The sequence below is a fragment of the Aquimarina sp. genome (genome assembly GCF_977115655.1).
Map to the genome: position 1 here is coordinate 1 of NZ_CDSBKO010000041.1, position 13,732 is coordinate 13,732.

Annotated in this window: 13 protein-coding genes and 1 pseudogene; all 14 read left to right on the plus strand. The window is 31.9% G+C overall.

What is annotated here, in order from left to right; genetic code table 11:
- A pseudogene (locus ACZIYX_RS16105) lies at positions 1-512 on the plus strand (Vgr family protein); the annotation flags it as partial.
- Position 513: 1 nt separating this feature from the next.
- Entirely contained in the window at positions 514-684 is a 171-nt protein-coding gene (locus ACZIYX_RS16110; protein WP_462683279.1) for a hypothetical protein, read from the plus strand.
- Between the two features lie 20 nt (positions 685-704).
- Positions 705-1,160 carry a hypothetical protein gene (locus ACZIYX_RS16115; RefSeq protein ID WP_462683280.1) on the plus strand — a complete coding sequence of 152 codons (456 nt, stop codon included), beginning with the start codon at positions 705-707 and terminating at the stop codon, positions 1,158-1,160.
- Entirely contained in the window at positions 1,150-2,175 is a 1,026-nt protein-coding gene (locus tag ACZIYX_RS16120; RefSeq protein WP_462683281.1) for a DUF2931 family protein, read from the plus strand. The genes ACZIYX_RS16115 and ACZIYX_RS16120 overlap by 11 nt, the downstream gene beginning before the upstream one ends.
- Position 2,176: 1 nt before the next feature.
- Positions 2,177-3,871 (plus strand): T6SS phospholipase effector Tle1-like catalytic domain-containing protein, encoded by a 1,695-nt coding sequence (locus ACZIYX_RS16125; protein WP_462683282.1) that lies wholly within the window; start codon positions 2,177-2,179, stop codon positions 3,869-3,871.
- A 16-nt stretch (positions 3,872-3,887) separates the two neighbouring features.
- Positions 3,888-4,898: a hypothetical protein gene (locus tag ACZIYX_RS16130; RefSeq protein WP_462683283.1), complete on the plus strand. Its 1,011-nt coding sequence runs from the start codon at positions 3,888-3,890 to the stop codon at positions 4,896-4,898.
- 18 nt (positions 4,899-4,916) lie between these two features.
- A complete protein-coding gene (locus ACZIYX_RS16135) occupies positions 4,917-5,402 on the plus strand; it encodes a DUF4280 domain-containing protein (RefSeq protein ID WP_462683284.1) in 486 nt (161 codons plus the stop codon).
- Complete coding sequence (locus tag ACZIYX_RS16140) at positions 5,399-8,179, plus strand: hypothetical protein (protein ID WP_462683285.1); 2,781 nt, start codon at positions 5,399-5,401, stop codon at positions 8,177-8,179. The genes ACZIYX_RS16135 and ACZIYX_RS16140 overlap by 4 nt, the downstream gene beginning before the upstream one ends.
- A 78-nt stretch (positions 8,180-8,257) precedes the next feature.
- The gene (locus ACZIYX_RS16145; protein ID WP_462683286.1) at positions 8,258-9,220 is read left to right on the plus strand and encodes a hypothetical protein; all 963 of its coding nucleotides are present in this window, start codon (positions 8,258-8,260) and stop codon (positions 9,218-9,220) included.
- Between the two features lie 76 nt (positions 9,221-9,296).
- The gene (locus ACZIYX_RS16150) at positions 9,297-9,974 is read left to right on the plus strand and encodes a hypothetical protein (protein ID WP_462683287.1); all 678 of its coding nucleotides are present in this window, start codon (positions 9,297-9,299) and stop codon (positions 9,972-9,974) included.
- A 2-nt stretch (positions 9,975-9,976) separates the two neighbouring features.
- Positions 9,977-11,008, plus strand: a complete 1,032-nt coding sequence (locus tag ACZIYX_RS16155) for a hypothetical protein (RefSeq protein ID WP_462683288.1) — start codon at positions 9,977-9,979, stop codon at positions 11,006-11,008.
- Between the two features lie 357 nt (positions 11,009-11,365).
- Positions 11,366-12,025 (plus strand): hypothetical protein, encoded by a 660-nt coding sequence (locus tag ACZIYX_RS16160; protein WP_462683289.1) that lies wholly within the window; start codon positions 11,366-11,368, stop codon positions 12,023-12,025.
- Between the two features lie 145 nt (positions 12,026-12,170).
- Complete coding sequence (locus ACZIYX_RS16165) at positions 12,171-12,614, plus strand: hypothetical protein (RefSeq protein WP_462683290.1); 444 nt, start codon at positions 12,171-12,173, stop codon at positions 12,612-12,614.
- A 71-nt stretch (positions 12,615-12,685) separates the two neighbouring features.
- Positions 12,686-13,639 (plus strand): hypothetical protein, encoded by a 954-nt coding sequence (locus ACZIYX_RS16170; RefSeq protein ID WP_462683291.1) that lies wholly within the window; start codon positions 12,686-12,688, stop codon positions 13,637-13,639.
- The last annotated feature ends 93 nt before the right edge of the window (positions 13,640-13,732 follow it).

Sequence of the window (13,732 nt, forward strand, 5' to 3'; positions counted from 1 at the left end):
TTTTTAACGGTTCTACCGGTGCAGGAGGACAAGACCAAAACAACTACAAAAGTATCATTACCCGTAGCGGGCATACCATAGAGTTTAACGATACCGATCGTAGTGAGAGTATAACCATTACGGATAAAAAAGGAAATCATCTTATTATAGATACCGCAGGTGAAACTATTACCATTAATGCACTTAAAGATATTAATATTAATGCTGGCGAAAACATAAATATTAATGCAGGTAAAAACATCACAGTAAATGCAGGACAAAGTATTGACCAAACAGCAGGGCGCAACATTACTTCTAATGCAGGAAATGATATTTTACAAACGGCATCAAAAGATATTAAAGAAAAGGCGGATAATATTAAACAAATTGCAGATAATACGTTTGATATACAATCAAAAGAATCAACAGAATATGCAGATAAAATAAATATGCAAAGTTTAAAAGAAGAAATAAATATGTTGAGTGCAAAAAAAGTGCATATCAATGCAAAAGAAAAATCTAATCTATTTTAATATGGCTATTATAAAAAGAGCACTAAATATAAAAAAAATAGCATATCAAAAATATGTTATAAAAGCTACAGAATTAAATAAAGTTTCAGAAAAAGCAACGGTAGAATCTGCCAAAGAAAATATGACGCTTGCAGGAGCAACCAAAGTAAATATTAAAGCGGATAATGGGTAATGCTATTTTAATAGAAAAAAATGGATGAAAATATTTTAATTATAGGTACTATATTAGTATTGGGGTGTTTAATATATGCTCTTATTTTTAGAGCATCATTAAAATTAAAAATGAATACTAATGTTTACTTATTGTCGGTAGCATATTTTACAGCACCGATATCATTACTACTTACCCTGCTAATTTTAATGTTTACACTCTATCAAACACGTATTGTAAAAACCAAGTTAAATACATTTATTTTTTGGTGGATTTTAATTAATAGTGTATTTACTATTGTGCCTTATGCAGTAGACAACCTGTCTAAAGATTTACGAAATTTTAATAGTGATCCTGCAGGGAGTGTAATGGCTTCAGGAATGGATTTTATAATTCAAGTAGTTTTTCAATCTATAACATTAGTAACAACTATTATTGTTTTTTTCGTACACAAAAATTATGTTCAAAAAAGAAAAGCAGGTATACATGAAAATTAAATATGGCATAGTAGTAGTGCTTTGCGCGCTAACTTTAGTAAACTGCAAAAGCAATAAAATGAATAAAAAATACAAATGGTCTGTATCTGTAAATGCACCCAAAAACTTTCCTGCAACCTTACATTATGGATCTTTAGGGGATACAGGTATTAGAGGTAAAGGCACATTAAATAGTGGTTGGGGGCAAATGGGGTCTCTTACTGGTTTTACAGAAAGACCTTTACCCAAAAAACTCGATTTGGTATGGATTTCTTATTTAGAAAATCAATTTTACGAAGGACATTTTGAGTTAGATCATAAAAAAATAGCGCAAATATTCGAAAAAGGGTTTAAAATTAGAAGAAAAGGAGAAATTTTAATGTCTCATGAATTAAATTTTATTGTTAATGTGGCGCCAGGTGGTGCTGTAGCTGTTTGGCTGACAGGTTCTAGTGGATTTCAGCGCGAAGTAGGTTTTTACCAAGCCAAAAAAACCGAAGTGGACTGGAAAGAATACAATCCGCATGGCGAACAGGATAGAGAAAAATCAGTTAAACTATATGTAGACGGTATCCCTGCCGAAATAGTAGCGCAATATAAGGAGGGTACGCTCTCTTTTAAAAAATGGGAAACCTATAGGCAACCTTTTACTTGGGGTATACATATAAAAGGGGATCCACATATGGTATTATTATATTCTTATAATTTTGACGGTGAAGAATATAGAATCCACAATAAATTTTTAAATATTAAAGAAGATACCATATACAGTGCTTTGCCAAAAGAATTTAATATACAATGGGAAGAGCCAGATCAAGTAAAAGAGGCTTTTACAGCAACTTGTGTTTTTAAGGATAGTGATTATCAAGCCATGGCAACTGCTTTTAAAGAAAATAACAATACTGGTAGTTTTGAGATAGAAACGTATGTAGAAAACAACATAAAAAAACTAAAACTCTACCTGATAACAGGTGGTGACAAGCAAGAAATACACTTAGAAGAAAATACAGTAAAACGACTTTTATATAAATCATAGTATGAGCGGAATTATTTTTGGAGAATATGAGCAAACCAGAACAGCTATAGAGCGGGGCAATAGCATTGTGATAGGGGTGTTTTTTGATGGTACAGGCAATAACCGTAAAAATGTACGTGCTTATAAAGCGTATAAAGGCGAAGCCATAGAAATGGATGAAGGCGAAGATATCGAAACTTATAAAAAGGCGTACAAAAAGCATGAAGATGACAATCATGGCGATAATAGTTATAACTCAGACGAGTCTAATGTATCCCGTCTAGAACCTCATTATTTAGCAGATGATCCCAAAATATTTAAACTCTATGTAGAGGGTATCGGTACCGAAAATTTTAAAGGAGATGCAAGCGTAGGTAGCGCTTTTGGTAAAGGGGGTACAGGGGTGCCAGCAAGGGTAGAAGAAGCCTGTAAGCGAATTGTAAATAAGATTTTGCCTCAGATTAAACCAATAGTTACAAACGAAAAAGGTTTCATACTTATAGATCAGGTATATTTTGATGTATATGGTTTTAGTCGTGGCGCTGTAGCGGCACGGCATTTTGTATCGCAAGTAAAAAAAAGTGCTTCGCATTATGAGTATTATAGCCGAGAAGAAGCAGAGTTACAGGTGATCGATATTCCTGCCTATGGATATTTAGGAAAAGCTCTAGAAGAAGCAGAAACAACAATAAACACCATAAAAATAGGATTTGCAGGCTTATACGACTCAGTATCGGCTTATGGGATGAATCACTCTAAAGACCATACAGATTTGCAACTAAACCAAATGTACCATGCTAATAAAACTGTACATCTAATAGCGCAAGACGAGATTCGATACAACTTTGATTTAACAGGTATAGAAAGTGCAGGGGCAAAAGGAATAACTATTAGTTTGCCTGGAGTACACTCGGATATTGGTGGTGGATATCTGGAGAATATTCTTCAAGAAGACACATTATTATGGGATTTAAGCAATGATGAAGAAAAAGCAAAAAGTGTAAGGAGTAGCTTTATTGCAGAAGGCTGGTATAAAGGGCATGAAATAAATATAGAAGATGGTTGGGTACGAGATGAAGTATGGGGTAGAAGAAAAAATCTAACCAATCAATATAGTGTAATAGGACTACAATTAATGGCTAAATTATCGACAAAGCATCTTGCTAAGATTAATACCGCAACATTAAACGATAAGTTTAAAGTAAAAGGCGATTTATTAACAGAAGTACAAAAACGTTTAGAAGCAGAGTTTAAAAGTAAAGGTAAAGGGGTGCAGACTGTAGATTTATTAAAATTTAACAGCAAGCAAAATGAAAAAGAACTGTTAGAACAAAAAAATGAAAAAATACAACAGTTAATAAAAGAATACAAAGCAAAGGAGATAAAACAAGCAAAAGAGCGTGTAAAAAACAACTCTTTGATCATAGATTCTAAAATGCTAGAACATCCAAAAGATAATACAAATCTTGTGTTGCCGACACGTAGAACCTATCAATTAAAAAAAATCGTAGAAAAGGTAGATTATAAAACACTAACCGATACGCAATTAGTAAGAGCATTACGAAACCAATACCTGCACATATCGTTTTCATACAAAAATCTCGAACCATCTAGTTGGTGGCATTACACCCCTGTTATACATGAAATACTAAGGCTTCAAGAGCCTATGCAACCTAGAGAAGATGGAAATAGAAAAGTATACAACGATACAAAATAATTCAGAAAAATAAACAATGCCAAAAAAACCTTTTTCAGTATTGATAGATGATGGTAACCATTCAGAAATTCCAGTTTCTTCTCCCCAAAGAGACAAAAGACCGCATTTTTCGCTATCTACAGAAGAAACCGAAAAAACACCCGAGAGAATCCCATTTTCAAGGAAACTACACTACTGGTTAATAGAAAATAAAACAAGGTTTTTACATCGCACCTATGGTGTGCATATTAATTATGGTAACCAAAAAAGCATACAGTACCTGTTAGAGGTAGTATGCGACAGCTATAAAAAAAAGGTGTTTTGTTATACCTTAAATAGAAAACGGGTTTTTAAAAATGGCAAGCAATTAGAAGGGTTTATGGAGCTGTTGGCAGAGCAGAGCGTTAGCTGTTTATACCCCTTGCAAGTAAGTGTAAACCAAGTTGGGCAAATAATAGGGGTTAACAATCAAAAGGAGATAGAAAAACGTTGGGAAATAAAACAAAAAGAACTGGCAAAACGATATTCGGGAAAACCATTTATAGAGTATTGTAAAAAAATAAATGAAGCGGTAAGCAGTCCCCAAAAAATAGTAAAAAGCCTAGATAACGATGTTGTTTACGATATTTTATTTTCAAAATTATATATAAACTACACCAACAAGTTTACACAACCCTTAAAAAAGCAATTTAAATGGTTTTCTGGGATTCATAAACTAGATTTTTATGGTAATCAAAAGGTCAACCCTATTATTAAAGAGAACAACCGTATAGTGATCCATTATCAAGGGGTTATGCAACCTGCAGGTGGTATAGGTCAGGGAGAAACGGCAATAGGATATGAGTTAGATGCAAAAGATCATACCTTATTAAGAGTAGATGGCACCGTTAAGTATACACAACATAATATAGATAAGACCATACAATTTAAAGCCATTTGGCAAAAAGATATGGATCAAACTAAGCAACGTAAAATAGAAGATGAAAAGAAAAACGGTATGTATATAGATCCCAATGCCGAAAAAAAATGGTATGAATTCTGGAAATAATTTTTTTAATTAAAAACTATGGGAAAAGCAATAGTATGTCAAGAAGCAGAGTGCGAGTGCCAAAATGGTACCATGCCCGATAAAATAGTATCAATAAGCCAACATAAGCAGTATGTAAACGATGCAGAAGGCGAAAAAAAGATGATCGTTTCTACAATGGATATTGGGCAACCTTTTCAAAAAAAGACCTTTGGGCAATGCAAACTACAACCCACGCCCAGTGGTTATAAACCCTGCCAACCCATGATTACAGAATGGCAAGACTTTTATGAAAAAGTAACCTTAGATAATGGTGGTAATCCAATACTAGAAAACAGTAAAGCTACTTGTCCCATAGCAGGAGCGCCTTGTATACGTATTACGTTTCATGGGCAAACCGCAGAAGCTACTCAGCAACACCAAGAAGAAGCCGATCAAGACGTGATGGCTCAGGTAAACCCGTTGGCATGTGAGGATACAACGGTATTAGAAGAGGTTAAACATGATATAAACTCGGTAGAATGAAAACAGAGCTATCAAACTTAGAAGAAAATAAAGTAAAAAAAGAAGAAAATTATGCTGATAAGGAAATCACAACCGATGATAGCGCTGCCAGACGAGAAGTTTATCAAGGCTATTATGTGTATTTGATCCCTAAAAATAAAGCAGTTAATTTTAAAATATTAGCCTTAAAAGCCATTAATACCCAAGCCACACAAAAAAACGTGTATTGGATAGCGCAACCTTATAATAAATTTAAAACAAACAAATGGCTAAATTTTAAAGTAGGTGGTAAAACAAAAATACAACCAGAAACGTTAGCAGAACACTTAACTGCTTTAAACAAAGATTCTAAAAAATATAAAGATGTTGTATACTCAGAAAAAGACACCAGATATGTGGGTAAACAGTACACCATGGCTACCTATAAAAAAGTGATGGGCAAAGACACCTTTGGCAGTATCGATTATAAATCCAACAAACTGGGTGCAGGGATATGGCTAGAGGGGATTAATTATCGCCCGGGATGGATGTCCCAAGGGGCGTTTATAATAGCTGTACAAGAACCACAAATCCTATCTTTTTATGCAAAAAAGCGAGAAACAACTCAAGAAAAAGATATAAAATTTATAAGCAAAGATATTCAAGCGTTAGAAACAGAGCTAGAATATAGCAATATAGTAGATGTATATATGGCATTGCACAATGTACCCTATTATGATATAGAACTACTCATTACTGTAGACGGCAAAGAGTTAGAAAAAGAATGTATTTCTTTAGATCGAAATATAGACAACCCTGTTTTGGACTATAATGTAGAGCAACGTTACGAGCTATACATAAAACCAGAATGGATAGAAACCTTGGATCACGAAGAAGGTAAAGACAATCAGGATTCTATAAAAGAAGGTAAGATAAGTATAACCCTAGTACCTAACCGTGCTATACTACATGCCCCTTATACCGAAGAGCAAGTAAAAAACTTGAAAAAAGAAATTACCTTTACCATAAACTATAGAGATGAATGGGCTGTAGATGAAGATGAACAAGAATGGATACCGCAAATAGCAGAAATACAAGAAGCTACACTAGTTACCCAAAGCTATGAAGAATGTGGTTTTACCGCTATAAAAATAACCGACGATTACGGCAATTTTCATATTTTAAAACAAGCAGAAGATGGTAGTTTAGAAATAAACAACACCACTCCCATACTCGAGTATGTGGCAGGTGGTAACAAAACCCCACAAACCATCACCATAGATCTAGAAGAAGTACAAACTGCCGAGTGCCTGCAAGCAGGTTTTGATAATACACAGGATAGTAGCAATACCCACACCAATAATACTTTTGATACCACCCACTTACCTACAGAGACTGTAAATAGTGAGTTGTTTGGTAGTATAACCCCTGTAAAAATCGTAAGTAAAACAGAAAACAAATTACAGATTAAACTAGCCTACCCATACAAAGCAGATACCTATTTAGAAGTATTTGTAAAGTATATGTTTGGGGCAAAACACATACCCTATCCAGTACTTATAAAAAGTTGCAGATACATACGTACCCCTATTTTTAATATCTACCCAGATTTGCAATGGGCGGTACATATAAATTATGCCGCAAAAAAGGTATTATTTTATAAAGCAGAAGAGGTAAAATTGATAGAGTTTAACCAAAACTTGTATGATTACCTTAAACCAGTAGTAGGGTTTTTGTACACAAAGGTCATGAAACCTATAGAAGAGCTTTTGGCAGCGCATAAGTATTTGGCAAGCAGCGACGAAGACGAGTTCAAATTCTTAAGCGATGACCTAGAAGGTTTGGTAGAAAAATTTATAGAAAGTGAAAGCGAAACCATACAACTAGGCTACCATCATAAAATGAATGGGGAACTTATTAATTATGCAGAAAAACAACCGTATAATTATTTTTTATACTACTACGCCTTTCAGTTATCTTTAATGACCTTGGGCTTAGACTTGGTGATCCTTTATTTTGTAACGGGCAGAATGAAGCTTAAATCACTTAAAAAAGCAAAAAATATAAAACAAGCCATAAAAAAGATAAGCGATAGTAACTTAAGCTTTACCTACCCTAAGGTAAGTTGCAATTTTGGATATGAGTATGAGCAAATGGCAGATGGCAAGACAGCGCTGATCATACGGTTTACGCTACAAGCAAAACCTTTTTTGGGAGTAAGTATAAATGAAGAGCTTACTCCAGAAGGCAAGCTAAAGGGCAAACTAAAAGCCAGTTTTTCATTAAACCTAGCAGCTAGTGCCGATATTAATGTAAAATACAATTGTTTAACCAACACATGGAGCCTTAACGAAAACGCAAGCGACCAGACTAAAGCGCTACATGTGGTAAAACAAAACAAAAACCTAAAGGTAAAAGGTGGGTTAGGTTTTGGCCCACCACCACCCGAGGTTAAAAATGGCGAAGCTTTTATTGAGGGCGATGTGATTCGTACAGATTTAAAAATGAAAGGGAAAGCCGAGATTTTAGGTGAGTTAAAAAAGAATTATGAACTTATTAGATTTGAATCAGAACTTAGTATTACTGGTGGAATTTCTTCTTTTATGGGAATGGAACGCGTAATTGGTTTTGATAATCAAAAAGGCCCTTTTACACAAGAACGGTTATATTTCTCTGGTTTACAATATGAAGTAACAGGAAAAGTGAAATTAAAATGGTTTGGAATGGGTTTAGATGAAGATTTTGACGACAAAGGTAACTTCTTAGAGCCTTTTGATTATAAAACTAACCGTATGTATATCATGCAAAATTTTAAATAATTCATGAAGACAGCAATATTAACAATCTTATTATTTGTCTTATTTACAATAGGATGCAAACCACAAAATAAAGAAAGTATGAATACTATAATCTATAAGGAAAAATTTAAAAATTTATACAAAGAAGTCAAAAATAACTCCGAACCCCCTATATATATATATGAATTTAACTATAGTGATGTAAATATAGAGATGTATATTAATGATAAATTATTATTTAAGTTCTATACATATAGTAGGGAAACACAAGATTATCATTTAATCAATCACTATCTAAATAATGAGTTAGCACAAAAACTAAAAATTATAGTTAAGCCTCTTGATAATGAATTATTTAATGAGCAGTCGTATTTTAAAGTTATGTTGTCTTCATTTGATAAAAAATCATTTTTTGATAGAGAAACGTGGGATGAAGAATTAAAAAAGATTACAGAATATTCGACAGATGAATTTGCTAGAGATTCTAATGGAGATTTTGCTGTAGATAAAGATGGGAATACTATAGGGTATATAAAAGAAAAAAGATTAGAAGGCAAACCATATTTTGAAAAAGAATTTGAATTTGAGGCTAGTATTCCTTTTAAACTACCCAATGTATTAGAAACGAGCAAAGATTTACGAAAATTGGATACGGTAGTATTAAAAAAACAAGTAGTTACATATTTTAATAGATTTATAAAAAGTGTTAATAATTCAGATGATGACGCATTTTTCTGGGAAACGATGTATAGAAAAGCGTATTTAGAATGTATGGCAAACTATAGAAGCGAAGAAGAAATAAATGAGTTATATGAAAATGCTGAATTTGTATTTTCAGACAAAAGAGTAACGTTTTTACCACTAGAAGATTATGAAATGGTGTTTTATAATGAGGGTCGTTTAGTTACTTTAGAGAGTACGTCTTCAGATCTTAAGAAAAAAGGGAAATCGGTACTTAATTTAGAGTTAAGACAGGAAGGTAAAGAGGTGAAAAAATCTAATAAAATGCAATTTTACTTTCATATCCCCAAAGGTGGTAAAGAACTAGAAGTTATTTTTTGAAAAAAAGGTAAGCGATAGTAACTTAAGTTTTACCTACCCCAAGGTAAGTTGCAATTTTGGATATGAGTATGAGCAAATGGCAGATGGCAAGACAGCGCTGATCATACGGTTTACACTACAAGCAAAACCTTTTTTGGGAGTAAGTATTAATGAAGAACTTACCCCAGAAGGTAAACTAAAGGATAAACTAAAAGCCAGTTTTTCATTAAATCTAACAGCCAGTGCCGATATTAACGTAAAATACAATTGCATAACCAATACATGGAGCCTTAATGAAAATGCGGGTGACCAAACCAAAGCGCTACATGTGGTAAAACAAAACAAAAACCTAAAAGTAAAAGATGGATTAGGCTTTGCCCCACCCCCACCCGAGGTTAAAAATGGCGAAGCTTTTATTGAGGGCGATGTGATTCGTACAGATTTAAAAGTGAAAGGAGAGGCTATACTTGAAGGAGAATTGAATAAAAAATATTATTTAGTAGATTTTGATGCTTCGTTAAATTTGAAAGGAAAAGCTATATCATTTATAGGGATGGAACGTATTATTGGTTTTGATAATCAAAAAGGCCCTTTTACACAAGAACGAATCTATTTTTCGGGCTTACAATACGAGTTAAAAGCTGAATATAAGGTAGGGGCTTTTGGCTATTATCCAGAATTTTTAAATAACGAATACGAGAGTAAAGGTAATTTTATAGAACCCTTTGACTATAATACCAAACGCATGCATATTATGCAATTTTTTAATAAATAATCATGAAAAAAGTAAAGATAAAAACACTACTTTTTATAGTATTAGTTAGTACAATAAGTTGTGGGCAAAATAAAAAAGAAAATAATATGGGAAATCTAGATTTTAAAGAAAAATTGTATGAAATAGTTGAGAATTCAACGAAATATAAGAAAGCTTCCCTTTTCCTATTTGATTATAGTCATTCTCAGGTTAATATAGAAGTATTGGTAAATGATAAACTTCTTAGTAAATCTTCTATACATAATAAGCAAGAACAAGGCTACAAGTTTATGAATCATTTATTGTCAAAAAAAAATAAAAAGCAGTTGGTTAAATTGAGAATAACTTCTTTAGATAAATTATCTAATTTTGATAAACATAACAGTTATTTTAGCTTTAATTTGAGTGAGATGAATAGACTAGAATGGAGTAATGATAATTTCGAAAATCAAAATTATTTTATAAAGTATAGTAATTATGGTTTCAAAAAAGATTCTAAAGGAGAACTTATTAGAGACCTTAATGGAGATGTTATTAGAAAAGATAACTTAGATAACTTAAATGTTTTTGAAAAAGAATTTGAATTTGAGGCAGAAATGCCATTTGAAAACGAAGCTCTACAAAATAGTAAAGATTTACGAGAAATAGATAGTACAATTTTAGAACAAAAAGTACTTGGGCAATACCATGCTTTTATCAAAAGCGTAAAAAACAAAGATGAGGATACATATTGGGAGATGTATTATAACAAAGTAGCTTATTTTGCTAAAGCAAATTTCTTTACAGAAAAAGATATAGACGACCTTATAAAAGAAGGTGAGATGTATTATACAATGATGTCTTATCAGCCTATAGAAAACTATGAGATGGTCTTTTATGATGAAGGGCGATTAGTATGTTTTGAGAGTAAGAGCAATGATTTAGAATTTAAAGGGAAATCACCTCTTATAGCTACAGCGGTTAACCCTAACGATCCAAAAGATGTGTTTAGAAATCCTATTCAGTTTTATTTCTATATGCCAAAAGATAGTAACGAGTTACAAATAATGTATTAAAAAATACAAGAATGTCATATATAAAATGTTTGTGGTTTGTTTTTATTTGTATGGTCTGTATGTCCTGCAATTCTCAAAACAATACAGGAATGAATGATTATAAAGAAAAACTAATAGATTTGGTAACTGAAAAACCCGTAAAACCTATATATATACGGATTTAATTATAGTAACATCAATATAGAGGTATATTTTAATAACCAACTTTTTTTTAAATCTTATTGGAGAGGTAGGGAGACCGATGAAAACCATTTTGTAAACTATTTATTAAATACAAATGAAAAGCAAAAACTAAAAATAATAGCTAAACCTGTTGATGATTCAGTATTCAACTTTCAGTCTTATTATAGTTTTTACTTGTATGAGTTACCTAATAGATCTGTTTTTAGAAAAGATAAATGGGTAGGCAAGAGAGAATTATTAAATTATAAAACAAATGAATTTGCAAGAGATTCGACAGGCGATTTTGCCGTTGATTCAGCAGGAGAAACCATAGGTTATATAAAGGATAAAAGATTAGAAGGAAAAGTTTATGATGAAAAAGAGTTTGAGTTTAAAGCAGATTTTGATATTGAAAATAAAGAATTAAGTAAAGCTAAAGATTTGCGTAAATTAGATAGAGATAGTCTTAAACAAAAAGTGTTAAATAAATATCAAAGGTTTGCAAATAGTGTAAATGATAAAAATAAGGAGGTTTTTTGGGAGATGTGGTATAATAAAATAAAGGATGTAGTAAAAAATAACTATTTTTTAGAAAAAGATATTAACGATGTTGTTGAAGAGGCAGAATCTATTTATAGTCAAGCAAAATTTCTCCCTATAGAAAATTATGAAATGATATTCTATGATGAAGGACGTTTGGTATGCTTTGAGAGTACAGTAGATGATTTAAAATTAAAAGGAAAATCACCTCTAATAGGTACAGCAAAACAACATGACGGTAGTGTATATAAAAAACCAATTCAATTTTACTTCTATATGCCAAAAGATAGTAATGAGTTACAAATAATGTATTAAAAACCTCTGTATACCAAAAGGCAAACTAAAAGTCGGTTTTTCATTAAATCTAACAGCTAGTGCCGATATCAATGTAAAATACAATTGTTTAACCAACACATGAAGCCTTAACGAAAACGCAAGCGACCAGACTAAAGCGTTGTATGTGGTAAAACAAAACAAAAACCTAAAGGTAAAAGGTGGATTAGGCTTTGCACCACCGCCACCCGAGGTTAAAAATGGCGAAGCTTTTATTGATGGGGATGTGATTCGTACAGATTTAAAAGTGAAAGGAGAGGCTATACTTGAAGGAGAAGTAGCGTATAAATATTACTTAATAGATTTTGAAGCTAAAGCTGCTATAGATGGTCAAATTTCTTCATTTATAGGTTTAGAACGCATAATTGGTTTTGATAATCAACATGGACCATTTACCCAAGAGCGAGTGTATTTTTCAGGGTTACAGTACAAACTAAAAGCAGAATCCAAAGTAAGTTGGTTTGGTTGGGAGCCAGATATTTTGAATAATGAATTGAAGGATGAAGGAAACTTTATAGAACCTTTCGATTATATAATCCCACGTATGTACATCATGGAAACATTTAAATGATTATGAAAACTTTACCATTAATACTATTAACATTGTTGTTGCAAAGTTGTAGCTCTCAAAATAACAATAAAATGAATGATTATAAAGAAAAAATACTGAATATAAATAATGATATAGAAAATATTAATAACAAGTCATTATATAATTTTCATTACAGATATTCAGGCTGTCAGATTGAGATATTAATAAATGACAAACTCATTTTAAAAGAATTTGGAGGAAACATAGGGGCTTTTTATACACCTATTCCAATTAATCATTTGTTGTCGAAAGACAATCCGCAAAAAGTAAAAGTAATAGTCAAGCCTTTAGGTAGTGACTATCTTACAGAACAAGCTAATTTTAAAATTGGCTTTAGCTATTTTGAGAGTAATAATGAAAGATATGAAGAATACCATAAAGACGAAGATAAGTATTTTCTGTTTCAGTTTAATACGCATGAAACTGTTGAATTTGAAAGCTTTGAACGAAAAATAAATATAGAGGGACTTCCTTTTTATGAAAAAGAATTTGAGTTTGATTCCAAAATACTTATTGAGAATGATTTTTTAGCAAATGCAAGAGATTTACGGAAGATAAACCAAGATAGTTTAAGTCAAAATATCTTGAAAAAATATCAACAATTTGCTAACGGGGTGAATAATAAGAAAAATGAAGACTTGTATTGGGAAATGGTATATTCTAAGGTAGAATACTTTGCTCAAGCTAATTATTTAGACAAAAAGTCTTTAGAAGATATAATCAAGCAAAGTGAATTATTACTAAATCAAGCGAATTTTCCATCTATCGAAAATAATTATAAATTAACATTTTATGATAATGGTAAACTTGTATGTTTTGAGAGTACAGTAGATGATTTAAAATTAAAAGGAAAATCCCCACTAATAGCAACTGCAACAAATCCTAATGACCCCAAAGATATTTATAAAAAACCCATTCAATTTTATTTCTATATGCCAAAAGGCAAGCTAAAGGGCAAACTAAAAGCCAGTTTTTCATTAAACCTAGCAGCTAGTGCCGATTAATCAAATTATAACGATTTATTTTGATTTAACTATATGTTATTCTTGTCTGATCTTTTTTAATCATACACTTTGTGACTTAGAATCATTATTTAT

Bases quoted from the DNA above. Each gene is read 5' to 3' on its own strand.
- ACZIYX_RS16110 (WP_462683279.1), top strand. From the start codon at position 514: ATGGCTATTATAAAAAGAGCACTAAATATAAAAAAAATAGCATATCAA.
- ACZIYX_RS16115 (WP_462683280.1), top strand. From the start codon at position 705: ATGGATGAAAATATTTTAATTATAGGTACTATATTAGTATTGGGGTGT.
- ACZIYX_RS16120 (WP_462683281.1), top strand. From the start codon at position 1,150: ATGAAAATTAAATATGGCATAGTAGTAGTGCTTTGCGCGCTAACTTTA.
- ACZIYX_RS16125 (WP_462683282.1), top strand. From the start codon at position 2,177: ATGAGCGGAATTATTTTTGGAGAATATGAGCAAACCAGAACAGCTATA.
- ACZIYX_RS16130 (WP_462683283.1), top strand. From the start codon at position 3,888: ATGCCAAAAAAACCTTTTTCAGTATTGATAGATGATGGTAACCATTCA.
- ACZIYX_RS16135 (WP_462683284.1), top strand. From the start codon at position 4,917: ATGGGAAAAGCAATAGTATGTCAAGAAGCAGAGTGCGAGTGCCAAAAT.
- ACZIYX_RS16140 (WP_462683285.1), top strand. From the start codon at position 5,399: ATGAAAACAGAGCTATCAAACTTAGAAGAAAATAAAGTAAAAAAAGAA.
- ACZIYX_RS16145 (WP_462683286.1), top strand. From the start codon at position 8,258: ATGAATACTATAATCTATAAGGAAAAATTTAAAAATTTATACAAAGAA.
- ACZIYX_RS16150 (WP_462683287.1), top strand. From the start codon at position 9,297: ATGGCAGATGGCAAGACAGCGCTGATCATACGGTTTACACTACAAGCA.
- ACZIYX_RS16155 (WP_462683288.1), top strand. From the start codon at position 9,977: ATGAAAAAAGTAAAGATAAAAACACTACTTTTTATAGTATTAGTTAGT.
- ACZIYX_RS16170 (WP_462683291.1), top strand. From the start codon at position 12,686: ATGAATGATTATAAAGAAAAAATACTGAATATAAATAATGATATAGAA.